Raw genomic sequence first — 23,507 nt, 5'->3', positions numbered from 1 at the left:
TGGACGACATTGTCGCTGGCGTCCGCGAGGACCTCGCGCCGCGGATGGCGGCCGTCCCGGAGGCTGAGCTGGACCGCCGGGCCGCAGCGGCGCCGCCCGCGCTCGACGCCGAGGCCGCCCTGCGGTCGCAGCCCGGCATCGCGGTGATCGCCGAGGTCAAGCGGTCCAGCCCGAGCAAGGGCGCCCTGGCCGACATCCCCGACCCCGCCACGCTGGCCGCGTCCTACGCCCAGGGCGGCGCCACCGCCGTCAGCGTGCTGACCGAGCCGCGCCGGTTCTCCGGCACGCTTGACGACCTCGCCGCGGTTCGCGGCCGGGTCGCGATCCCGGTGCTGCGCAAGGACTTCCTCGTGACCAGGTACCAGGTGACCGAGGCCCGCGCCTGGGGTGCCGACGTCGTCCTGCTCATCGTCGCGTCCCTCGATCAACACGACCTGGTCACGCTGCGGGAGCACGCCGAGTCGCTCGGCATGACCGCTCTCGTCGAGGTCCACGACGAGGACGAGACCCGCCGCGCCGTCGACGCCGGTGCCGCCGTCATCGGGGTCAACGCCCGTGACCTGCGCACCCTCGAGATCGACCGATCGGTGTTCGCCCGGCTCCGCCGATACATCCCCGACGACGTCGTCACCATCGCCGAGTCGGGCGTCCGAGGTGTCGACGACGTCCGCGAGTATGCGGCGGCCGGGGCCCACGGGGTGCTCGTCGGCGAGGCCCTGGTCACCGGTGGCGACCCGGCCGGAGCGGTCCGGGACTTCGCGGCGGTCGGGGTCCGCGCCACGCCCGGGACCCGGCGGAAGCGTCGGGTGAGCGCGTGACCACCGGACGGTTCGGCAGGTTCGGCGGGCGGTTCGTCCCCGAAGCCCTGATCCCCGCCCTGGAACAGCTCGACGAGGTCCGCCTCAAGGCGATGGTCGACCCCGAGTTCGTCGGGGAGCTGGAGCGACTGCACCGTACCTACACCGGGCGGCCGAGCATCATCACCGAGGTACCGCGCTTCGCCGAGCACGCCGGCGGCGCCCGGGTGATCCTCAAACGCGAGGACCTCAACCACACCGGCTCGCACAAGATCAACAACGTCCTCGGCCAGGCCCTGCTGACCAAGCGGATGGGCAAGTCCCGCGTCATCGCCGAGACCGGTGCCGGCCAGCACGGCGTCGCCACCGCGACGGCCGCTGCGCTCCTCGGGCTCGACTGCACCGTCTACATGGGCAGGGTCGACACCGAGCGGCAGGCCCTCAACGTCGCGCGGATGCGGCTGCTCGGCGCGGAGGTCGTCCCGGTCACCACGGGCAGCCAGACCCTCAAGGACGCCGTCAACGAGGCGCTCCGTGACTGGGTCGCCTCCGTCGACGACACCCACTACGTCCTCGGCACCGTGACCGGCCCGCACCCGTTCCCGGAGATGGTCCGCGACTTCCACCGCATCATCGGCATCGAGGCCCGCGCCCAGGTCCTCGACCTGGTCGGCCGGCTCCCGGACGTCGTCCTCGCGTGCGTCGGTGGCGGGTCCAACGCGATGGGCATCTTCCACCGGTTCATCGACGACAGCGGCGTCCGGCTGGTCGGACTCGAGGCCGGGGGAGAGGGCGTCGCCTCGGGGCGCCACGCCTCGCGGTTCGCGTCCGGCATCCCCGGCGTCCTGCACGGTGCGTTCACCTACGTCATGCAGGACGACGACGGGCAGACGGTGGAGTCCCACTCGGTCTCCGCGGGACTGGACTACCCCAGCGTCGGCCCGGAGCACGCATACCTGCTGGAGAGCGGTCGTGCCGAGTACCGCTCGATCACCGACGAGCAGGCGATGGAGGCGTTCCGCCTGCTTTGCCGGACCGAGGGGATCATCCCCGCCATCGAGTCCAGCCACGCGCTGGCCGGCGCGATGCAGGTCGGCCAGGAGCTCGGCCGCGACGCCGTCCTTCTGGTCAACCTCTCCGGCCGCGGCGACAAGGACGTCCACACCGCCGCGACCTGGTTCGGGCTGCTGGACGGCGAGGCGCCGCCCGAGGAGCCGCACGCCAAGGGGATCGGGGTGCAGGCGTGAACGTCCGCGACACCATCGAGGCGTGCCGGGCGGAGGGCCGGGCCGCTCTCGTCGGGTACCTCCCGGTCGGCTATCCCGACGTCCCCGGCTCCATCGCGGCCATGACCGCCATGGTCGAGGCCGGCGTCGACATCGTCGAGGTCGGACTGCCCTACAGCGACCCGCTCATGGACGGACCCGTCGTCCAGCGCGCCGCCGAGGGCGCCCTCACCGCCGGCACCCGCGTCGACGACGTCTTCACGGCCTGCCGCGCCGTCGCCGACACCGGCGCACCGGCCCTCGTCATGACCTACTGGAACCCGGTCCTGCGCCGAGGCGTGGACGCCTTCGCTCGCGACCTGGCGGCCAGCGGTGCCGCGGGCCTCATCACCCCCGACCTGATCCCCGACGAGGCGGCCGACTGGCTCGCCGCCTCCGACGCCTACGGCCTCGACCGCGTCTTCCTCGTCGCGCCCAGCTCGACCCCGGAGCGTCTCGTCAACGCGACGTCGCACAGCCGCGGGTTCGTCTACGCCGCCTCGCTCATGGGGGTCACCGGCACCCGGGCGACGGTCGGCTCCGCCGCCGAGTCACTGGTCGCCCGGACCCGCGCGGTCACCGATCTCCCGGTATGCGTCGGGCTCGGGATCTCCAACGGCGACCAGGCCGCCGTGGTCGGCGAGTTCGCCGACGGGGTCATCGTCGGGTCTGCGCTCGTCCGGACGCTCGTCGACGCCGCCACTCCCGAGGAGGGCATCGACCGTCTCCGGGACCTCGTCGGCGACCTGGCCGCCGGGGTCCGCCGTAGCCGCGAAAGGGTGGCGACCTCCTGATGCTCACCGCTCTGCCCCTCGAGATCCCCAGCCCCACGACCGGGGTCTGGAACCTCGGGCCGCTGCCCGTCCGCGCCTACGCCATGTGCATCCTGGCCGGGATCCTCGTCGCGATCTGGATGACCCAGAAGCGGCTTGCCGACCGCGGTGGGAAGCCGGGTCAGGTCCTCGACATCGCGGCCTGGGCCGTGCCCTTCGGCATCGTCGGGGGCCGGATCTACCACCTCATCACGTCGCCCCAGGCCTACTTCGGCGAGGGCGGGAACCCGTGGAACGCCTGGAAGGTGTGGGAGGGCGGTCTCGGCATCTGGGGGGCGATCGCTCTCGGCGCGCTGGGCGCGTACATCGGCTGCCGGCGCCAGGGGGTCCGCTTCCTCGACTTCGTCGACGCCGCCGCCCCCGGGGTGCTCGTCGCTCAGGCGATGGGCCGGTTCGGCAACTACTTCAACAACGAGATCCACGGAGCGCCGACCGACCTGCCGTGGGGCCTCAAGGTCTACGAGTGGGACCAGTCCGCCGGGCACGCCGTCCTCGACGCCAACGGCAACCCGATCGTCCTGGGCGTCTTCCACCCGACCTTCCTGTACGAGGCGATCTTCTGCGTCCTGCTCGCGGGGCTGCTGATCTGGCTGGACCGCCGGCACGACTTCCGCCGCGGCCAGATCTTCGCGCTCTACGTCGCGGGGTACCCCATCGGGCGCGGGGTCATCGAGGTCATGCGCACCGACGATGCCAACCACATCCTCGGGTTGCGGGTGAACTCCTGGGTGTCGGTCCTGGTGTTCCTGCTGGGCGTGTTCCTCTACGTCTGGTTCGGACGCCGACCGGAGGACCAGGACGAACCGGAGCCCGAATCCGACCCCGAGGAACCCGCGAAACAGGCCGAATCTCAACATTCGGAATGAGTCGTCCCGGAATATAGGACGCTTGACGCGACCGATATCCTGTCCCCGCACTGGCCGACGCCGCCCAGCCGCCACTGACGCCGACCGGCCCGCTCACGCAGCGCGGCGAGACGCGTCATCTGCCCGAGTCACTGGTTGGTCGTGAGACCGACAGGAACGTCAGGACGGTGACATGACCGCCATCGCACGCCGGACCACCACGGAGCAGCCGCTCCGACGACACCGCCGCCTCTTCTCGGCCCAGCCGGACGACATCGGCCTCTACCGCGGTGAGAACGAGCACGACGCCTGCGGCGTGGCGATGGTCGCGACGATGCGCGGGAGTGCCGGCCACGACATCATCGAGCACGCGCTCACCGCCCTGCGCAACCTCGACCACCGCGGCGCGACCGGCGCCGACCCCTTGGTCGGCGACGGCGCCGGCATCCTCAGCCAGGTCCCCGACGCGTTCCTGCGCGAGGTCGTCGACTTCACCCTGCCCAGCGCCGGTGCGTATGCGGTCGGTCTCGCCTTCCTGCCGATGGACGAGCCGGAGCGCGCCGCGACGGTGGAGGCGGTCGAGCGGATCGCCGCCGAGGAGTCCCTCACGGTCCTGGGCTGGCGTGACGTGCCGGTCGCCGCCGACATCATCGGCGAGGTCGCGCGCGACTGCATGCCGCACTTCGCCCAGCTGTTCGTGTCCGGTCGAGATGGTGCGGGGGCGGATCTTCCGTCAGGTGTGGGCCTCGACCGGTTCGCCTTCTGTCTGCGCAAGCGCGCCGAGCTCGAGACCGACGTCTACTTCGCCTCGCTGTCGTCGCGCACCCTGGTCTACAAGGGGATGCTGACGACCGCCCAGCTGGAGCCGTTCTTCTCCGACCTGTCGCACCGGTCGTTCGCGTCCGAGCTCGCCCTGGTCCACTCGCGCTTCTCGACGAACACCTTCCCGTCGTGGCCGCGCTCCCACCCCTACCGGTTCATCGCCCACAACGGGGAGATCAACACCGTCAAGGGCAACCGCAACTGGATGAGCGCCCGCGAGAGCCAGCTCACCTCCGACATCATCCCCGGCGACCTCGAGCGGCTGTTCCCGATCTGCACACCCGAGGCGTCCGACTCGGCGTCGTTCGACGAGGTCCTCGAGCTGCTCCACCTCGGCGGCCGGTCCCTCCCGCACGCCGTGCTGATGATGATCCCCGAGGCGTGGGAGAACCACACCGAGATGGACCCGGCCCGCCGGGCGTTCTACGAGTTCCACTCGACGTTCATGGAGCCGTGGGACGGTCCGGCCTGCGTCGCGTTCACCGACGGCACGCTCATCGGCGCGGTCCTCGACCGCAACGGCCTGCGGCCGGGCCGGTATGCGGTGACCGACGACGGGCTGGTCGTGCTCGCCTCCGAGTCCGGGGTCCTCGACCTCGACCCGGCCAAGGTCGTCAAGCGCGGCCGGCTCCAGCCGGGTCGGATGTTCCTCGTCGACACCGAGCACGGCCGGATCATCGGCGACGAGGAGATCAAGTCCTCGCTCGCGTCGCAGCACCCCTACGACGAGTGGCTGCACGCCGGCCTGCTCGAGATGAAGGACCTGCCCGAGCGTGAGCATGTCCTCCACACGGCGTCGTCGGTCGCGCGGCGCCAGCAGACCTTCGGCTACACCCAGGAGGAGCTGCGCATCCTGCTCACCCCGATGGCCAAGAGCGGGGGCGAGGCGCTGGGCTCGATGGGCACCGACAGCCCCATCGCGGTCCTGTCCAGCCGCCCGCGTCTGCTGTTCGACTACTTCACCCAGCTGTTCGCCCAGGTGACGAACCCGCCGCTCGACGCGATTCGCGAGGAGCTGGTGACCTCGCTCGGCATGACCATCGGGCCCGAGGGCAACGCTCTCGCCGTCTCTCCGGCGCACGCGCGCCAGCTGGTCCTGCCGTTCCCGGTCATCGACAACGACCAGCTGGCGAAGATCGTCCACATCAACGCCGACGGCAACCTGCCGGGGTATGCGACGCACGTCGTGCGCGGTCTCTACGAGGTCAACGGCGGCGCGGAGGCGATGCACGCGCGGCTCGAGGAGATCTTCCTCGAGGTGTCCGAGGCGATCCGCCGTGGCGCCCGGTTCGTCGTGCTCTCCGACCGCGACTCCGGCCGCGACCTGGCGCCGATCCCCTCGCTGCTGCTGACCTCCGCGGTCCATCATCACCTGATCCGCGAGAAGACCCGCACCCGCGTCGGGCTGCTCGTCGAGGCCGGCGACGTCCGTGAGGTCCACCACGTGGCGCTGCTGGTCGGCTACGGCGCGGCGGCGATCAACCCCTACCTCGCCATGGAGTCCGTCGAGGACCTCATCCGCTCCGGCACCATCACCGGCGTCGCCCCGGAGAAGGCGGTCGCGAACCTCATCAAGGCGCTCGGCAAGGGCGTCCTCAAGGTGATGTCGAAGATGGGCATCTCGACGGTGGCGTCCTACCACGGCGCCCAGGTGTTCGAGGCGATCGGACTGTCGCAGCAGCTGGTCGACCGCTACTTCACCGGCACGACGACCCAGCTCGGCGGTGTCGACCTGGCGGTCGTCGCCGAGGAGGTCGCCGCCCGGCACGCGGTGGCCTACCCGCGGGAGGGCATCCACCCGGCGCACCGCAAGCTGTGGGTCGGCGGCGAGTACCAGTGGCGGCGCGAGGGCGAGCCGCACCTGTTCGACCCCGAGACGGTGTTCCGGCTCCAGCACGCGACCCGGGCCCGGCGCTACGACATCTTCAAGCAGTACACCTCCCGGGTCGACGAGCAGTCGGAGCGGCTGATGACGCTGCGCGGGCTGTTCGAGTTCGCGCCCGGCGACGAGACCGGCCGCCCGGCGATCCCCGTCGAGGACGTCGAGCCGGTCAGCGAGATCGTCAAGCGGTTCAGCACCGGGGCGATGAGCTACGGCTCGATCAGCCTCGAGGCGCACCAGACCCTCGCCATCGCCATGAACCGGCTGGGCGGCAAGTCCAACACCGGCGAGGGCGGCGAGGACGAGGACCGGCTGCTCGACCCGGCCCGCCGGTCGGCGATCAAGCAGGTCGCCTCGGGACGGTTCGGCGTGACCAGCCTCTACCTCACCCAGTCCGACGACATCCAGATCAAGATGGCGCAGGGCGCGAAGCCGGGGGAGGGCGGCCAGCTGCCCGGCCCCAAGGTCTACCCCTGGATCGCCAAAACGCGGCACTCCACGCCGGGGGTCGGCCTCATCTCGCCGCCGCCGCACCACGACATCTACTCCATCGAGGACCTCGCCCAGCTGATCCACGACCTGAAGAACGCCAACCCGCAGGCCCGGATCCACGTCAAGCTGGTCTCCGAGATCGGCGTGGGCACGGTCGCGGCCGGCGTCTCCAAGGCGCACGCCGACGTGGTGCTCATCTCCGGCCACGACGGCGGCACCGGCGCCTCGCCGTTGACGTCGCTCAAGCACGCCGGCGCCCCGTGGGAGCTCGGCCTGGCCGAGACCCAGCAGACGCTGCGGCTCAACGGCCTACGCGACCGGATCGTCGTGCAGACCGACGGCCAGCTGAAGACCGGCCGCGACGTCGTCATCGCCGCGCTTCTAGGGGCGGAGGAGTTCGGCTTCGCCACCGCCCCGCTCGTCGTGTCGGGCTGCATCATGATGCGCGTCTGCCACCTCGACACCTGTCCGGTCGGCGTGGCCACCCAGAACCCCGAGCTGCGCGCGCGGTTCTCGGGCAAGCCGGAGTTCGTCGAGACGTTCTTCGAGTACATCGCCGAGGAGGTCCGCGAGCACCTGGCGTCGCTCGGCTTCCGCACCCTTGCCGAGGCCATCGGTCACGTCGACTCCCTGCACACCGACCGGGCCGTCGAGCACTGGAAGGCGGCAGGTCTGGACCTCACGCCGGTGCTCACCCGGGTCGAGGACCCGACCGGCGGCACCGCATACCGGACCGTCGGCCAGGACCACGGCCTCGAGAAGGCGCTCGACCACCAGCTCATCGCCCTCGCGCAAGGCGCCCTCCACGAGGGCGAGCAGGTCCGGGCCGACGTCGCGGTCCGCAACGTCAACCGCACCGTCGGGACCATGCTCGGCCACGAGGTGACCAAGCTGCACCCGCACGGACTGCCCGACGGGACCATCGAGCTCACCCTCACCGGGTCCAGCGGGCAGTCCTTCGGGGCGTTCGTCCCGTCGGGGATCACGCTGGTCCTGCAGGGCGACGCCAACGACTACCTCGGCAAGGGTCTCTCCGGCGGCCGCCTCGTCGTGCGGCCGGACCGGTCGGCGCCGCTCACCGCGGAGCACAACGTCATCGCCGGCAACGTCGTCGCCTACGGCGCCACCACCGGGGAGATCTTCCTGCGCGGCCAGGCCGGCGAACGGTTCTGCGTCCGCAACTCCGGAGCGGCCGCGGTCGTCGAAGGCGTGGGCGACCACGGCTGCGAGTATATGACCGGTGGCACCGTCGTCGTCCTCGGCCCGACGGGCCGCAACTTCGCCGCAGGGATGTCCGGCGGCGTCAGCTACGTGCTCGACCTGCGACCCGAGCTGGTCAACCCCGACCTCGTGGACCTGATCCCGTTGCGCGACAACGACGAGAAGGTCCTGCGCGGGCTGCTCGAGTCGCACCGCGACTGGACCGAGTCGCCGGTGGCCGAGCGGCTCCTCGAGTCCTGGGCGGAGAGCAGGAACCGGTTCACCGTCGTGCTGCCGCGCGACTACCAGCGGGTCCTCGACGTCCGCACCGCGGCCGAGGCCGAGGGCCTCGACCTCGACGGCGCAGAGGTCTGGGACCGGATCATGGAGGCGTCCCGTGGCTGACCCACAAGGCTTTCTCAAGGTCCGTGAGCGGGAGCTGCCGACGCGGCGACCCGTCCCGGTCCGCATCAAGGACTGGCACGAGGTCTACCAGGAGCAAGAGCTCGGACAGCTCCAGCGCCAGGCCGGACGCTGCATGGACTGCGGAATCCCGTTCTGCCACAACGGTTGTCCGCTGGGCAACCTCATCCCGGAGTGGAACGACCTGGCGTGGCGCGGCGACTGGACCGAGGCCATCGAACGCCTGCACGCGACGAACAACTTCCCGGAGTTCACCGGTCGGCTCTGTCCGGCACCGTGCGAGACGGCGTGCGTGCTCGGCATCAACCAGCCCGCGGTGACCATCAAGCAGGTCGAGGTCACGACCATCGAGCAGGCCTTCGAGGGCGGCCTGGTCACGCCGCAGCCGCCGGAGCGGCTGTCCGGCAAGACCGTCGCGGTCATCGGGTCCGGGCCCGCCGGCCTCGCCGCCGCCCAGCAGCTCACCCGCGCCGGGCATACCGTCGCGGTCTACGAGCGCGGAGAGAAGCCCGGGGGACTGCTGCGCTACGGCATCCCCGAGTTCAAGATGGAGAAGTCGGTGCTCGACCGTCGGCTCGCCCAGATGGAGGCCGAGGGCACGCGCTTCCGTAGTGGGGTGAGCGTCGGTGACGAGATCACCGGGCAGCAGCTGGTCGACCGTTACGACGCGGTGGTGCTGGCCATCGGCGCCACCGTCGCGCGCGACCTGCCGGTGCCGGGCCGCGAGCTCCGGGGCGTCTACCAGGCCATGGAGTACCTCCCGCAGGGCAACCGCGCGGCCCTCGGCCAGTCGGTGCCCGACCAGATCCTCGCCACCGGCCTCGACGTCGTCATCATCGGCGGTGGCGACACCGGCGCCGACTGCCTCGGTACGGCGCACCGCCAGGGCGCCCGATCGGTGACGCAGCTCGAGATCATGCCGCGGCCCACCGAGGAGCGGCCGTCGGGCCAGCCCTGGCCCACCTACCCGATGACCTACCGCGTCTCGAGCGCCCACGAGGAGGGCGGTGACCGGGTCTACGCCGTCAACACCGAGCGGTTCCTCGGCGACGACGACGGGCGCGTCCGCGCGCTGAAGCTGGTCGAGGTCGAGATGCGGGGCGGCCGGTTCGAGCCGGTCGAGGGGAGCGAGCGGGAGATCCCGACGCAGCTGGTGCTCCTCGCCATGGGGTTCCTCGGACCGGAGAAGCCGGGACTCGTCGAGCAGCTCGGCGTCGACCTCGACGAACGGTCGAACGTCAAGCGCGACAAGCACTTCATGTCCTCCGTGCCGGGCGTCTTCGTCGCCGGGGACGCCGGACGTGGACAGTCGCTCATCGTGTGGGCCATCGCCGAGGGCCGGGCCGCCGCCAACGGCGTCGACCAGTGGCTCACCGGGTCCAGCCAGCTGCCCCGCCCGATCAACCCGACCGACCGACCGCTGCTCGTCTGAGCACCCGCACACCCGGTTGCCCGCCCGCTGCCCAGGTGGTGGGACGAGCGACGGTGGCTCCGCGCGTACTCAGGCGTAGGTCATAGGGTTTCGCGTATGCGCCGCGCCAAGATCGTCTGCACGCTGGGCCCTGCGACGTCGTCCTCGAAGCAGATCCTCGCGCTCGTCGAGGCGGGTATGGACATCGCCCGCCTCAACCTGTCGCACGGCGACTACCCCGTGCACGAGGGCGTCTACCGCGCCGTGCGCGAGGCCAGCGACGTCACCGGTCGGGCGGTCGGGATCCTCGTCGACCTGCAGGGGCCGAAGATCCGCACCGGCCGGTTCGCCAACGGTCCGATCAGCCTCGCGCCCGGCGACCGGTTCACCATCACCGTCGACGACGTGCCCGGCGACCAGGAGCGCGTGAGCACGACCTACAAGGGCATGCCCGGCGACGTGAAGGCCGGCGACGTGCTGCTCATCGACGACGGCAAGGTCAGTCTGCGCGCGGTCGAGGTGACGGCCACCGACATCGTCACCGAGGCGATCGAGGGCGGGGTCATCTCGAACAACAAGGGCATCAACCTCCCCGGGGTGGCGGTCAGCGTCCCGGCCATGTCGGAGAAGGACATCGACGACCTGCGGTGGGCCCTGCGGCTGGGCGTCGACCTCATCGCGCTGTCCTTCGTCCGGTCGGCGGCCGACCTCGACGACGTGCAGAAGATCATGGACGAGGAGGGCAAGCGCCTGCCCGTCATCGCCAAGATCGAGAAGCCCCAGGCGGTCGACAACCTCCGCGAGATCATCGACGCGTTCGACGGCGTGATGGTCGCCCGTGGCGACCTCGGCGTCGAGCTGCCGCTCGAGGACGTGCCGCTCGTCCAGAAGAACGCCGTCGAGATCGCCCGCCAGATGGCCAAGCCGGTGATCGTCGCGACCCAGGTCCTCGAGTCGATGATCGAGAACTCCCGCCCCACCCGGGCGGAGACCAGCGACTGCGCCAACGCGGTCCTCGACGGCGCCGACGCGATCATGCTGTCCGGCGAGACCAGCGTCGGCGCGTGGCCGGTCCAGGCGGTCAGGACCATGGCCCGCATCATCGAGGCCACCGAGGACCACGGCCTCGAGCGGATCCACCCCCTCGGCACTCGCCCGCACACCACCGGCGGCGCGGTCACTTGGGCGGCCGTCGAGGTCGGCGAGCTGCTCGGCGTGAAGTACCTCGTGACGTTCACGCAGTCCGGCGACTCCGCGAAGCGACTCTCCCGGCTACGGTCCCGGTTGCCGATGCTGGCGTTCACGCCGATCGCCGCGACCCGTTCCCAGCTCGCGCTGGTGTGGGGCATCGAGACGTTCATCGTGCCGATGGCCAGGCACACCGACCAGATGGCCCTCGAGGTGGACAAGGAGCTGCTCGACTCCGGCCGGTGCGAGGAGGGCGACCGCGTCATCATCGTCGCCGGCTCGCCCCCCGGCATTCCCGGCTCCACCAACGCGTTGCGGGTGCACCGGATCGGTGACGCGAAGAACAAGGTGGCCCCGGCCTACGAGGACTTCGCGGTCTACTGAGTCACCCCACAAAGTTCTCCCGGCAACGCTCTTCGCTGCGCTCCGAACGTTGCGGGGGCCCACGCTTCGCTCCGATGCTTCGCGGGGACCCCGACCGGCTCGGCCTCGGTATGCTTCTGGCGCGCTCCCCGGGCGGGAGCGTCCCGGCCGGGGTGGTGGAATGGCAGACACGGGGCACTCAAAATGCTCTGGCCGCAAGGCTGTGCGGGTTCGAGTCCCGCTCCCGGCACCATCGGCGCCGACGTCCCGGTGGTGGTGCTACGGCGACGGGTTGACCGGCCCGGACTTCAGGTGCTGTTCCCGGTAGAGCATCGAGTGGCAGACACCGAGCAGCACGACGTTGATGAGCACCCGGCCGACGCCGAGCCACGGTTCGTCCAGCAGCTCGAAGAACTGGACCACCAGCAGCTCCAGCGTGAGGGCCAGCGCGAAGATCTGGAGCGACCGCACGTGTTGGCCGCGGTAGTACAGGACCGTCGCCGCCACGCCCATCGCGAACACCAGCCAGGCCGCCCCCGCCCAGACGCCGGCGAACGTCGACGGGCTGTCGACCAGCTCCTGGGTCGGCTTGACGACGGACAGCAGGATGACGATCTGGAAGAGCACGACGCCCGTCCGCTGGAGCAGCGACAACCGGGCCAGGCCGATGGCGCGCCGCCGGACCCAGACGTACACACGGTTGATCCGGCCGACCGCGATGGGCTCCCGGTCGACGGTCTCGAGGAGGTCGACCAGGGGGTTGCGCAGCGGCTCGGTGGGGGAGGCGGCTGCGAGCATCCGCCTCATCTCGGAGGCCTCGTAGGCGTCGAGGTTGTCGGCGGCCATCTCCTGCATCATCTTGAGCGAGTTGACGACGAGCTCGCGGTCCGAAAGGGCGCGCCGGCGCACGAGGAAGGCGCTGAACACGTAGACGAGGACGATGAAGAGGTACATCACGGCGGCCGCCGGCTTGAAGAAGTAGTTGTTGTCCTGCGTGAGGAACTTGCCCACCTCGTCGATGAACAGCCCGAAGCCGATGCCCGCGAGGAGCGAGGCCAACCAGCGCGAGGAACGCCCCAGGAAGAGCATGAACATCACCATCGCGCCGAGCATGAACACGCCGCCGAACAGGACGTGGGCCACGTGCAGGCCGCCGGCGCCGCCGATCTGCGGGAAGCCGGTCGCCTGGAGGTAGAGGCGGGTCACGGTGATCGTGACGACCGTGGCGACAAGGAACAGCTCGATGTGTCCAGCGCCCTCGGCGTCGCGGATCGGCCCCCACTGGCGTGGGTTGGGTGGCGACGGCACGTTCGCCGTCGTCGTGGGCTCGACCGCCTCGCCGGGCGCGGGTTCCCCCGGTTCCCTGCGCATGAGAAGGATCGTCGCACACCGATAGGCTTCCGGTCATGAGCGAGAAGCCCACTCCGGCAGCGCCGAAGAAGGCCGCGTCCACCAAGGCCGCGGCAGCGCCGACGCCGACCGAGCCGGAGCAGGCCCCCGTGCCGACCGCACCGGAGCCGACGATCCAGGAACCGACGATCCAGGAACCGACGAACCAGGAACCGCCGACCAGCGCCGGGATCGGTGGGCTGCGCATCGTCGTGGCCGAGGACGAGGCCCTGATCCGCCTCGACCTCGCCGAGATGCTCGCCGAGCTGGGCTACGACGTCGTGGGGCAGGCGAGCGACGGTGAGCAGGCCGTGGCGCTGGTCCAGGAGCACCGCCCTGACGTCGTCATCATGGACGTCAAGATGCCGGTCCTCGACGGGATCAGCGCCGCCGAGCAGATCGGCAAGGAGCGCATCGCGCCGGTCATCATGCTGACCGCGTTCAGCCAGAAGGAGCTCGTCGAGCGCGCGCGTGACGCGGGTGTCATGGCCTACATCGTCAAGCCGTTCACCCAGGCCGACCTCGCACCCGCGGTCGACATCGCCACGTCGCGGTGGGCCGAGCTCAAGGCGCTCGAGGGCGAGATCGCCGACCTCGGCGAGCGGCTCGAGACCCGCAAGGCGGTCGACCGGGCCAAGGGCATCCTCATGACGCGGCTCAAGCTGTCCGAGGCCGACGCGTTCCGGTGGATCCAGAAGACGGCCATGGACCGCCGGCTCGGTATGCGCGAGGTGGCCGACGCGGTCATCTCGCAGATGCCGGCGACCAAGTAGCGGTCTGGCCCCCTTTTCGCCCCGTCCGTCGGACCGGGGGTATGCCTCGCGCAGCAGACCATCCGCGCCTCCGCACGCTCCGGCGCTCCCCCGCAAGCGGGAGGTGCCCCCACCGCCCGCTCCTCCTTTGCGCTCACCGCGCTAGGCGGCTTGCCCCAGCGGAGCGAAGTTGGTGTCCTGGCGCTGATCTCGCTCCATCGGGAGGCGACCCCCTGGAGTCAGCTCGTCACCACGATCCGCTTCGTTGGCGGTCAGCCGCGGATCACGACCACCAGCTGGGTGAGCAACGGCGCAACGACCAGCGCGGGCAGCATGTTGCCGACGGGGATATCGCGGATCTTGAGTAGCCGCAGACCGATCCCGGCCAGCATCAGGCCGCCGGTGGCGGTGAGGGCCGCGATGTGCGCGTCCGGCAGGACCGAGCCGAGCTGCACCCCGACGACGGTCAGCGCCCCCTGGATGACGGCGACCGAGAGAGCGGAGAGCAGGACGCCGACCCCGAACGTCGACGCGAAGGCCAGGGCGGCGAAGCCGTCGAGGACGGACTTCAGGACGAGCTGGTCGATGCCACGGCCGAGGCCGTCGGAGATGCTGCCGAGGATGGTCAGCGGTCCCACGCAGAAGAGCAGGGAGGCGGTGAGCCACCCCTCGATGAACCGCTCCCGCGCCGCGTGCGCCTCGTCCGGTGTCTCCCCGTCGGCCGAGTGCATCCGCCGCGCCACCCGGGTCTGCAGCGCGCCGGCGAGGCCGGCCAGCCGTTCCTCGATGCGCAGCAACGAGCCGACGATGCTGCCGATGATCAGCGAGCCGAGGACGATGAGCACCGGCACACCCGGCCCCACCGCCGCGGCCAGCGACGCGTCCGTGACGCTGACGCAGGACAGGCCGGCGACGAGGAGGGTGACCAGGCCGAGGCAGTCGGTGACGACGGCTCGGGTCCGCTCGGGCAGCCGGTGACCGATGGCCATCCCGACGAGAGCGCCGATGACGACGGCCACGACGTTGATGAGCGTCCCCAGCCCGGGGAATCCGGCGCGCACGCGCGTCACCATACGGGCGGCCCGATCTGGGGCTTCTTGGACGTCGCATCGTGGGCCAAACTCGGTCAACCGGAGGCTCATCTGAGCACTCCGACGACCCCTACCGGTCCCGCCCAGGACCCGCGCCTGTCAATTTGTCGGGGCCCCTTCCACGCGGGCGCGCTGGCCCTCTAGAGTCGAGCGGTCGGTCACCCGACACCGGTCGCCTGAAGGGGACGCGCGGCCTGCACGTCCATCGGTGTTGTGCTGCAGTCAGGAGGCTTGTGTGTCACGTCCTCAGATCAGCGTCCGACTGGTCGACGAGACTCACCAGGGCGACCTGGTGGACCTGTGGCTCGAGAACCGGGTCGAGTCCGGTGGCGGGACCGAGGCGGCGTTGCGCGTCGCCTCCTTGCAGTCCCTGACCACCGCGCTGCAGCGCACCGAGGTGACCGCGTTCCTCGCGTTCGCCGAGGACACCGCCGTGGGCTACGTCGTCCTCAAGGACAGCCTCGCGGGACCGTTGACCGACTCGCCGTGCACGTCGATCGACCAGCTCTTCGTGTCCACGTCGTGGCGCCGTCACGGGGTGGCGCGCCAGCTGCTGGCCGCCGCAGCCGCTCACGCCGACCGGGTCGGTGCCGAGGCCATCGTCAGCCACGTCCCCTCACAGGTCCGCGACGCCAACCGGTTCTTCGCCCGGCTCGGCTTCTCGCCGACCGTCGTCCGTCGGGTGACGACGCCGGCGGCCCTGCACCGCAAGCTCGCCGCCTCGGTGGACACGCCGGTCCTGCGGCGGGTGGGCCTCGAAGAGGTCATCCAGCGGCGCCGTTCCGCGCGGTTCCGGGCCGTGCGCCAGGGCACCGCCACCCACGCCGCCGACCTCTAGCGCGCCTCCACGGAGCCCCTCCGACGTCGACCGACGGGGCCCCAGGGGGCGGCGTCCGGTGTCGGTGCCGGGGCCTAGGGTGAACGTCGTGGCACCTGCGAACCGGCTCCTGCTCCTCGACGGCCACTCGCTGGCATACCGCGCGTTCTACGCCCTGCCGGCCGAGAACTTCTCGACCAAGACCGGCCAGAACACCAACGCCGTCTACGGGTTCACGTCGATGCTCATCAACATGCTCCGTGACGAGGAGCCGACCCACATCGGGGTCGCCTTCGACCTGTCCCGGCAGACCTTCCGGCTCGAGGAGTATGCGGAGTACAAGGCCGGCCGCAGCGCCACCCCGACCGAGTTCTCCGGCCAGATCCCGTTGGTCCACGAGGTGCTCGACGCCCTGAAGATCCGCTACATCGAGGCGCCCGGCTACGAGGCCGACGACATCATCGCCACCCTCACGACGCAGGCGACCGCGCAGGGCATGGAGGTCGTCATCGTCTCCGGCGACCGCGACGTGTTCCAGCTGGTCAGCGACGACGTGACGATGGTCTACCCCGTCCGCGGCGTCTCCGACGTGTGGCGGATGGACCCGGCCGCGGTCACGGAGCGCTACCTGGTGCCGCCGGAGCGCTACAGCGACCTCGCGGCGCTGGTGGGTGAGTCGTCCGACAACCTCCCCGGAGTGCCCGGCGTGGGGCCCAAGACCGCGGCCAAGTGGATCACCACCTACGGCGACCTGCCGGGAATCGTCGCCAGCATCGACCAGATCGGCGGCAAGGTCGGCGACGCCCTGCGCGAGCACCTCGACGGCGTGCTCCGCAACCGACGGCTCAACCAGCTGGTCCGCGACGTGCAGCTCGACGTGAGCGTCGACGAGCTGGAGCGCCAGACCTGGGACCGCGAGCAGGTGCACGAGGTGTTCGACAGCCTCGAGTTCCGGGTGCTGCGCGAGCGGCTGTTCCAGACCCTCGACGCGGTCACCGCCGAGGCGGAGTCCGGCTTCGACGTCGACGGCGACGTCCTGTCGTCGGCTGAGGTGCCGGCCTGGCTCGACGAGCACGTCAAGGCGGGGGAGCGCACCGGCGTCAACGTCGTCGGGCAGTGGGCCCGCGGCACTGGTGACATCCGCGCGCTTGCCGTCGCGACCGCCGGGCGCGCCGCATACCTCGACGTCACGAGCCTCGACGAGAAGGCCGAGCAGGCCGTGGCCGACTGGCTCGCCGATCCCAGCCGGCCCAAGGCGCTGCACGACGCCAAGGGTCCGTCCCACGCCCTGGCCGCCCGCGGCTGGGATCTCGTCGGCCTGACCAGCGACACGGCGCTCGCCGCCTACCTCGTCAAGCCCGACCAGCGGGTCTTCGACCTCGCCGACCTGTCCCTGCGGATGCTGCACCGCGAGCTGAAGAACGACACCGCTCCGGGCGGCCAGGGGATGTTGGACTTCGACGGCGACCAGGACGCCGAGGCGGGCGAGGCGATGGTCATCGCCAGCGCGGTCCTCGAGCTGGCCGACGCCCTCGACGTGGAGCTCGACCGCACCGGTGGCTCCGGACTGCTGCGCGACGTCGAGCTCCCGCTCGTGGGCGTGCTCGCCGGCATGGAGCGCTCCGGCATCGCCGTCGACGTTCCGGCCCTCGAGTCGTTGGAGAGCGACTTCGACGCGCAGGTTCGCGAGGCCCAGGAGGACGCCTGGGAGGCCATCGACGACCGGAGCATCAACCTCGGCAGCCCCAAGCAGCTCCAGGAGGTGCTCTTCGGCCGGCTCAACCTCCCGAAGACCAAGCGCACCAAGACCGGTTACACCACCGACGCCGACGCGCTCAACGAGCTGGGCCGCAAGGTCGACAACCCGTTCCTCGCCTCGGTGCTCGCGTTCCGCGACGCCGCGCGCCTGCGAGTCACGGTCGAGGGGCTGCTCAAGTCGGTCGCCGAGGACCAGCGGGTCCACACGACCTACATCCAGACCATCGCCGCCACCGGGCGGCTCAGCTCCACCGACCCGAACCTGCAGAACGTCCCGATCCGCACCGAGGAGGGCCGCCGGATCCGCGAGATGTTCATCGTCGGCGACGGCTTCGAGTCGCTGATGTCGGTGGACTACAGCCAGATCGAGATGCGGGTCATGGCCCACCTGTCGGGTGACGAGGCGCTCATCGAGGCGTTCCGGTCGGGGGAGGACCTGCACAGCTTCGTGGGGTCGAAGGTGTTCAACGTCGGGGTCGACGAGGTCACGGCGGCGCAGCGCAGCAAGATCAAGGCCATGTCCTACGGCCTGGCCTACGGGCTCAGCGCGTTCGGACTGTCGAAGCAGCTGACGATCTCGACGAGCGAGGCGGCCGGGCTGATGGACATGTACTTCGACCGGTTCGGCGGAGTGCGCGACTACCTTCGCGAGCTGGTCGCGGAGGCCCGGGGCAACGGCTACACCGCGACCATGCTCGGCCGACGCCGCTACCTGCCCGACCTGCTGAGCGACAACCGGCAGCGTCGCGAGATGGCCGAGCGGATGGCCCTCAACGCGCCGATCCAGGGTTCGGCCGCCGACATCATGAAGGTCGCCATGCTCGGCGTCGACCGCGCCCTCACCGACGCCGGCGCGCAGTCCCGGATGCTGCTCCAGGTCCACGACGAGCTGGTCCTGGAGATCGCCCCGGGTGAGCGGGACGACGTCGAGAAGCTGGTCCGCCACGAGATGGGCCACGCTGCCGTGATGGACGTCCCGCTGGACGTCAGCGTCGGGGTGGGCCGGTCCTGGCACGACGCCGCGCACTGAGGTGACCTCGACCCCGACCTCGATCCCGGACGAGGACCGCCGCATACCCCTCGTCGAGCCGCGCACCGTGCGGCTGGTGCTCCGCCAGTGGCGCGACGAGGACTGGGCGCCGTTCGCCGCCCTCAACGCCGACCCCGAGGTGATGCGCTACTTCCCGTCGACCCTCGACGAGCAGGAGTCGAATGCCTTCGCCTACCGCAACGCCGCCCTCCTGGAGGTGTACGGGTACGGGCTCTGGGCGGTCGGGGCGCTCGACTCCGGCGCGTTCCTCGGGATGGTCGGCCTCAACCGACCGCAGTGGTCGGCCCCGTTCACGCCGTGTACGGAGATCGGGTGGCGGTTGGCGCGGTCGGCCTGGGGCCGGGGGTATGCGACGGAGGCCGCTCGCGCCGCCCTCGCCGTGGCGTTCGGTTCGCTGGGTCTGGACGAGGTGGTCTCGTTCACGACCGTGGCCAACACGCGCAGCCGAGCCGTCATGGAACGCCTCGGGATGACGCGTGACCCGGCCGAGGACTTCGACCACCCGAAGCTCGACCCGGACAGTCCCGTGCGGACGCATGTCCTCTACCGCCTGCGCGCGGATCGGTTCGACGGTGGACGTCTCCCGGCATCCGGCCGGTTGGTCGGTCCGGCTCGCTAGCGCGCCGCCACGACGATCGGCATCTCGACGTCTTGTCGGCGGCTATCGGGGCGTGCTGGCCGCCATGATCCGCATCTCGACATCGTTGCGGGGGTGGTCGTGCCCGGGTCTCGAGCCCGGAGCCGGACGAGTGGGGCCGACGCGCAGTGCGTGTGCGCCGTCCACGTGACACGCTGAGGCCGTGTTCGACGACCTGATCGGCAAGGTGGCCGTGGTGACCGGCGGCGGGCGCGGCCTCGGCCTGGAGATGGCCGACGCGTTGGCGGAGATGGGGTGCGCGACGGCACTGCTGGACGTCGGCGACGGCGTTGAGACGGTTGCCGCGGAGCTGGCCGCCCGACGCGGCGTGGGGGCGGTAGGTCTGCGGGTGGACGTGACCGACGAGACCGAGCTGGCGCGGACCCTCCACCGCGTGGTGGACGAGCTGGGACCACCGTCGGTCCTCGTCAACGCCGCCGGCGTCGCGGCGTGGTCCCCGGCCGAGGAGACATCGGCGGAGGACTGGCGCCGGGTCGTCGACATCAACCTCACCGGCACGTTCCTCGCGTGTCGGGCCTTCGCTCGGGTCGTCCTGCACGCCGGGGGAGTCGCGAGCATCGTCAACGTGTCGTCGATGTCGGCGTTCGTGGTCAACGTCCCACAACGGCAGGCGGCCTACAACGCCTCCAAGGCGGCCGTGGACCAGCTGACCCGGTCCTTGGCGGTCGAGTGGGTCGACCGCGGTATCCGGGTCAACGCGATCGCCCCTGGCTACTTCCTCTCCGACATGACCCGACAGTTCATCGACGCCAACCCAGAGGTCGGCGAGGGCTGGCGCGCCCGCGTCCCCGCGGCTCGACTCGGTGAGCCTGCCGACCTCCGAGGCCTGGTCGTCTTCCTCGCGTCCGACGCCTCGAGCTACGTGCTGGGGGAGTCGATCGTCATCGACGGTGGCTACTCGCTCATCTGATCGACCCGAGGTCTCACTCCAACCAGCAGCGCTCGTAGCTCACCGTCAGCCGCTCCACGACCATCTGAGTACCGCCGGCCGTGAGTGACCCGATCTCCAGCTTCGACGGCCAGGCGTTCTCGAGGTGGTACCTCGCGACGGGCCTGCCCTCGTCGTCGTAGACGACGACCGCCCCACGTCGCCGCGCCGCCTCCAGCCCCACGTCGTTGGCCTGCTGGACCCAGCCGGCGAAGGACTTCTCCCCACTGAGCGGCCGCACGAGGGTCAGGGCGTGGCGCGAGGTTCGTGGGCCGGGCGGGATGCCGCCGTGCTCCGCCTCGAACTCGAGCCGGAACACCGAGAGGACGAGGCCGACCACGTCGGTGATAGGTAGCGTCACTCCGTCGAGCTCCAGGCCGAACGAGTGGCCGACGCTGCTGTCCGGGTCGGGAAGAGCCATGCGAGCAGCATCCTCCCGGCGAGTGCGACTGTCAGTCCTTCCAGGTCACGAAGATCGCCGTCCCGGGGATGAGCCGCCCGCGCAGCTGCGACCAGCCGGCCCAGGTCTCGAGGTTGGACTCCGGCCACTCCGGCTCGACGACGTCGACCAGCCGCAGGCCCGCGGCGGCGATCTCGCGCACCCGGTCGCCGAAGGTCCGGTGGTGCTCCACGTAGGTCGCCTGGCCGGCGGCGTCCTGCTCGACGTAGGCGGTGCGGTCGAAGTACGACTGGGTCACGCGCAGACCCTGCTCACCCGGGTCGTCGGGCATCGCCCAGCGGACGGGGTGTGTCGTCGAGAACACGAACCGGCCGCCGGGCCGCAGCACGCGGGCCGCCTCGGCCATGACCCGCCCGGAGTCCGCGACGAACGGGACCACGCCGTACGCGGTGAAGACGAGGTCAAAGGCCTCCTCGGGGAAGGGGAGGGCGGCGCCGTCGCACTGCACCAGCGGGACCCGCTGCCGTGGGTCGGCCACCGTGGCGTTGATCCGACGGGCGCGCTCGAGCATGCCCGCCGACACGTCGGAGGCGACCACCGAGGCGACGCCCTGGCCGGCCACCCAGCGCGCCCCCTGGCCTCCTCCCGAGCCGATCTCGAGGACCCGCATACCCGCAAGGTCGCCGAGCAGGTGCGCCTCGGACTCCCGAAGGCCCTCCGGTCCCCACGTCAGGTCGGCGTCGCCGAGGAAGGCGCCGTGCTCGGAGTAGTAGTCGGCGGCCTCGGCGTCCCACCATGCTCGGTTGGCGTGGACCGTCTCCGGCTGGTCGGCCTCCCGGCGCGTGACCGGGTAGGCCGTCCACGCATACCCCTGTCCCGACCGAGGTCCGGCGGCATCGTCGCTGGTCATGCGCCCAGTGTGGCGGGCGGACGTGCTTTGACCGGCTGCAGACAGCGCCGGTAAGATACGCAGGCACACGTGTGTGCGTCGACCACGCATGCCCGCCGTTGGGCGGGCACCCGGTCGGCGCCGGTACCACTCACGGCATCTTCCACCATCAACTCACTGTCCACCATCGGAGTTCCTCCTACATGACTGCCAGCACGGCCACCAAGGCCGCCCCTCAGGTCGCGATCAACGACATCGGATCTGAGGAAGACCTGCTCGCCGCGATCGACGCGACGATCAAGGATTTCAACGACGGCGACATCGTCGAAGGTCGCATCGTCAAGGTCGACCGGGACGAGGTCCTGCTCGACATCGGCTACAAGACCGAGGGCGTCATCCCCTCGCGTGAGCTGTCCATCAAGCACGACGTCGACCCGGCCGACGTGGTCAAGGTCGGCGACGAGGTCGAGGCCCTCGTTCTCCAGAAGGAGGACAAGGAGGGCCGGCTGATCCTGTCCAAGAAGCGGGCTCAGTACGAGCGCGCCTGGGGCACGATCGAGAAGATCAAGGAAGAGGACGGCGTCGTCACCGGCACCGTCATCGAGGTCGTCAAGGGTGGGCTCATCCTCGACATCGGTCTCCGCGGCTTCCTGCCCGCCTCGCTCGTCGAGATGCGTCGCGTCCGCGACCTCCAGCCCTACGTGGGCAAGGAGATCGAGGCCAAGATCATCGAGCTGGACAAGAACCGCAACAACGTCGTCCTGTCCCGCCGGGCGTGGCTCGAGCAGACCCAGTCCGAGGTGCGCACCACGTTCCTCAAGGAGCTGCAGAAGGGTCAGGTCCGCACCGGTGTCGTCAGCTCGATCGTCAACTTCGGCGCGTTCGTCGACCTCGGCGGCGTCGACGGTCTCGTCCACGTGTCCGAGCTGTCCTGGAAGCACATCGACCACCCGTCCGAGGTCGTCGAGGTGGGCCAGGAGGTCACCGTCGAGGTTCTCGACGTCGACATGGACCGCGAGCGGGTCTCCCTGTCGCTCAAGGCGACGCAGGAGGACCCCTGGCAGCACTTCGCCCGGACCCACGCGATCGGTCAGGTCGTGCCGGGCAAGGTCACCAAGCTGGTCCCGTTCGGTGCCTTCGTCCGCGTGGACGACGGCATCGAGGGCCTGGTCCACATCTCCGAGCTGGCCGAGCGCCACGTGGAGCTGCCGGAGCAGGTCGTGACGGTCGGCGACGACATCTTCGTCAAGGTCATCGACATCGACCTGGAGCGTCGTCGCATCTCGCTGTCGCTGAAGCAGGCCAACGACGAGAGCGCGCCGGTCGCCGAGTTCGACCCGACGCTCTACGGCATGGCCGCGGAGTACGACGAGCAGGGCAACTACAAGTACCCCGAGGGCTTCGACCCGGAGACGAACGAGTGGCTCCCCGGCTTCGAGACGCAGCGCGAGAAGTGGGAGAAGCAGTACGCCGAGGCGCACGCCCGCTGGGAGTCGCACAAGGCGCAGGTCGAGGCGGCCTCCAAGGCCGATGCCGAGGCCGCGTCCGGCGGCGGCGAGATGCCGACGTCGTACTCGTCCTCCAGCGGCTCGAGCAGCAGCTCGGACGGGTCCGACGACGTGGCCGCGCCCCGTCCGTCGGCGGCCGAGGGCACGCTGGCCTCGGACGAGGCGCTCGCCGCCCTGCGGGAGAAGCTGACCGGCAACTGACCGGTCGGCACGGCTCGCCTGACGAGCCGTGACCCGCACGACCCCGCACGACGAACGGCCCGGAACCAGCTGGTTCCGGGCCGTTCGCGTGGGGCCGATACCGCTCCGACGATCCCCCGAAGGCCGCCGGTACGCGGGTCAGCCCGCCTCTGGTTCAGCGGGAGGTCAGCGGCGTGGTCAGCCGCACCAGGGGTAGACGAACAGGCTGCTCTCGCCGGCACGGTGGTCGGCGAGCACGACGCTGAGCGGCAGCGGGTCGGGCAGGGACGCGACGTCAGTGCCGGCGCGCGGGGTGACGCCGACCGCGACCGCGGTGGCGATCGGCAGACCGTCCTTGGCCACCGTCGAGAACAGCCCGTTGTCCTTGAGGAAGGCGATGCCGGCCCGCATGCACCTCGTGTCGGGTGCGGCACCGGCGGAGGCGGCGGGGACCAGGGTCAGGCCGAGGCCCAGGGCGAGAGCGGCGGACGCTCCGAGCGGTGTGCGCATACGCATGGTGTCTCCTTCGGGGGAACCGGGATGCGCACCCCGTCGGTGGAGTGCA

The 23,507-nt window shown here is 70.7% G+C and carries 18 protein-coding genes and 1 tRNA gene; 14 read left to right on the top strand and 5 right to left on the bottom strand.

The window, feature by feature from the left end; genetic code table 11:
- Positions 1–44 precede the first annotated feature (44 nt).
- From trpC to VIG79_RS02860, 8 genes are all read left to right on the top strand, one after another.
- Entirely contained in the window at positions 45–818 is a 774-nt protein-coding gene (gene trpC, locus VIG79_RS02895) for an indole-3-glycerol phosphate synthase TrpC (protein WP_414672569.1), read from the top strand.
- Complete coding sequence (trpB, locus tag VIG79_RS02890) at positions 815–2,044, top strand: tryptophan synthase subunit beta (RefSeq protein WP_331881904.1); 1,230 nt, start codon at positions 815–817, stop codon at positions 2,042–2,044. The genes trpC and trpB overlap by 4 nt, the downstream gene beginning before the upstream one ends.
- Positions 2,041–2,856: a tryptophan synthase subunit alpha gene (trpA, locus tag VIG79_RS02885; protein WP_331881903.1), complete on the top strand. Its 816-nt coding sequence runs from the start codon at positions 2,041–2,043 to the stop codon at positions 2,854–2,856. Before trpB ends, trpA begins: the two co-directional genes overlap by 4 nt.
- Positions 2,856–3,761, top strand: a complete 906-nt coding sequence (lgt, locus tag VIG79_RS02880; RefSeq protein ID WP_331881902.1) for a prolipoprotein diacylglyceryl transferase — start codon at positions 2,856–2,858, stop codon at positions 3,759–3,761. Before trpA ends, lgt begins: the two co-directional genes overlap by 1 nt.
- Positions 3,762–3,933: 172 nt before the next feature.
- Positions 3,934–8,541 (top strand): glutamate synthase large subunit, encoded by a 4,608-nt coding sequence (gene gltB, locus VIG79_RS02875; RefSeq protein ID WP_331881900.1) that lies wholly within the window; start codon positions 3,934–3,936, stop codon positions 8,539–8,541.
- Positions 8,534–9,991, top strand: a complete 1,458-nt coding sequence (locus VIG79_RS02870) for a glutamate synthase subunit beta (RefSeq protein ID WP_331881898.1) — start codon at positions 8,534–8,536, stop codon at positions 9,989–9,991. The genes gltB and VIG79_RS02870 overlap by 8 nt, the downstream gene beginning before the upstream one ends.
- A 96-nt stretch (positions 9,992–10,087) precedes the next feature.
- Entirely contained in the window at positions 10,088–11,542 is a 1,455-nt protein-coding gene (gene pyk / locus VIG79_RS02865) for a pyruvate kinase (RefSeq protein WP_331881896.1), read from the top strand.
- A gap of 146 nt (positions 11,543–11,688) precedes the next feature.
- Positions 11,689–11,774, top strand: a tRNA-Leu gene (locus tag VIG79_RS02860).
- A gap of 26 nt (positions 11,775–11,800) precedes the next feature.
- Here VIG79_RS02860 and VIG79_RS02855 read toward each other — a convergent pair.
- A complete protein-coding gene (locus tag VIG79_RS02855) occupies positions 11,801–12,892 on the bottom strand; it encodes a hypothetical protein (RefSeq protein WP_331881894.1) in 1,092 nt (363 codons plus the stop codon).
- Between the two features lie 35 nt (positions 12,893–12,927).
- On the opposite strand from VIG79_RS02855, the gene VIG79_RS02850 reads away from it, so the two are divergent.
- Complete coding sequence (locus VIG79_RS02850) at positions 12,928–13,683, top strand: ANTAR domain-containing response regulator (protein ID WP_331881892.1); 756 nt, start codon at positions 12,928–12,930, stop codon at positions 13,681–13,683.
- 251 nt (positions 13,684–13,934) lie between these two features.
- On the opposite strand, the gene VIG79_RS02845 is transcribed toward VIG79_RS02850, so the two are convergent.
- Complete coding sequence (locus VIG79_RS02845; RefSeq protein WP_331881890.1) at positions 13,935–14,723, bottom strand: DUF554 domain-containing protein; 789 nt, start codon at positions 14,721–14,723, stop codon at positions 13,935–13,937.
- A 265-nt stretch (positions 14,724–14,988) separates the two neighbouring features.
- Between VIG79_RS02845 and VIG79_RS02840 the strand changes: the two genes are divergently transcribed.
- The 4 genes from VIG79_RS02840 (at position 14,989) to VIG79_RS02825 (ending at position 19,947) form a co-directional block, all read left to right on the top strand.
- Entirely contained in the window at positions 14,989–15,591 is a 603-nt protein-coding gene (locus VIG79_RS02840; RefSeq protein ID WP_331881887.1) for a GNAT family N-acetyltransferase, read from the top strand.
- An 88-nt stretch (positions 15,592–15,679) separates the two neighbouring features.
- On the top strand, positions 15,680–18,358 hold the full coding sequence (polA, locus tag VIG79_RS02835; protein WP_331881884.1) for a DNA polymerase I: 2,679 nt from the start codon (positions 15,680–15,682) through the stop codon (positions 18,356–18,358).
- Between the two features lies 1 nt (position 18,359).
- Positions 18,360–18,998 (top strand): GNAT family N-acetyltransferase, encoded by a 639-nt coding sequence (locus VIG79_RS02830; RefSeq protein ID WP_331881882.1) that lies wholly within the window; start codon positions 18,360–18,362, stop codon positions 18,996–18,998.
- A 181-nt stretch (positions 18,999–19,179) separates the two neighbouring features.
- Positions 19,180–19,947 carry an SDR family NAD(P)-dependent oxidoreductase gene (locus tag VIG79_RS02825; protein WP_331881880.1) on the top strand — a complete coding sequence of 256 codons (768 nt, stop codon included), beginning with the start codon at positions 19,180–19,182 and terminating at the stop codon, positions 19,945–19,947.
- A gap of 13 nt (positions 19,948–19,960) precedes the next feature.
- Here the strand turns inward: VIG79_RS02825 and VIG79_RS02820 are convergent, their stop codons facing one another.
- Positions 19,961–20,386 carry a phage tail protein gene (locus tag VIG79_RS02820; RefSeq protein WP_331881878.1) on the bottom strand — a complete coding sequence of 142 codons (426 nt, stop codon included), beginning with the start codon at positions 20,384–20,386 and terminating at the stop codon, positions 19,961–19,963.
- A 31-nt stretch (positions 20,387–20,417) separates the two neighbouring features.
- Entirely contained in the window at positions 20,418–21,275 is an 858-nt protein-coding gene (locus VIG79_RS02815) for a class I SAM-dependent methyltransferase (RefSeq protein ID WP_331881876.1), read from the bottom strand.
- 182 nt (positions 21,276–21,457) lie between these two features.
- Between VIG79_RS02815 and rpsA the strand changes: the two genes are divergently transcribed.
- Positions 21,458–22,963, top strand: a complete 1,506-nt coding sequence (gene rpsA / locus VIG79_RS02810) for a 30S ribosomal protein S1 (RefSeq protein ID WP_331881873.1) — start codon at positions 21,458–21,460, stop codon at positions 22,961–22,963.
- Positions 22,964–23,140: 177 nt separating this feature from the next.
- Here the strand turns inward: rpsA and VIG79_RS02805 are convergent, their stop codons facing one another.
- A complete protein-coding gene (locus VIG79_RS02805; protein WP_331881870.1) occupies positions 23,141–23,458 on the bottom strand; it encodes a hypothetical protein in 318 nt (105 codons plus the stop codon).
- Positions 23,459–23,507: the final 49 nt, after the last annotated feature.

This window comes from Lapillicoccus sp., from assembly GCF_036559105.1.
GTDB lineage: Bacteria > Actinomycetota > Actinomycetes > Actinomycetales > Dermatophilaceae > Lapillicoccus.
The sequence above is the reverse complement of the archived record's forward strand: the minus strand, read 5'-3'. Positions and strand labels throughout refer to the sequence as shown.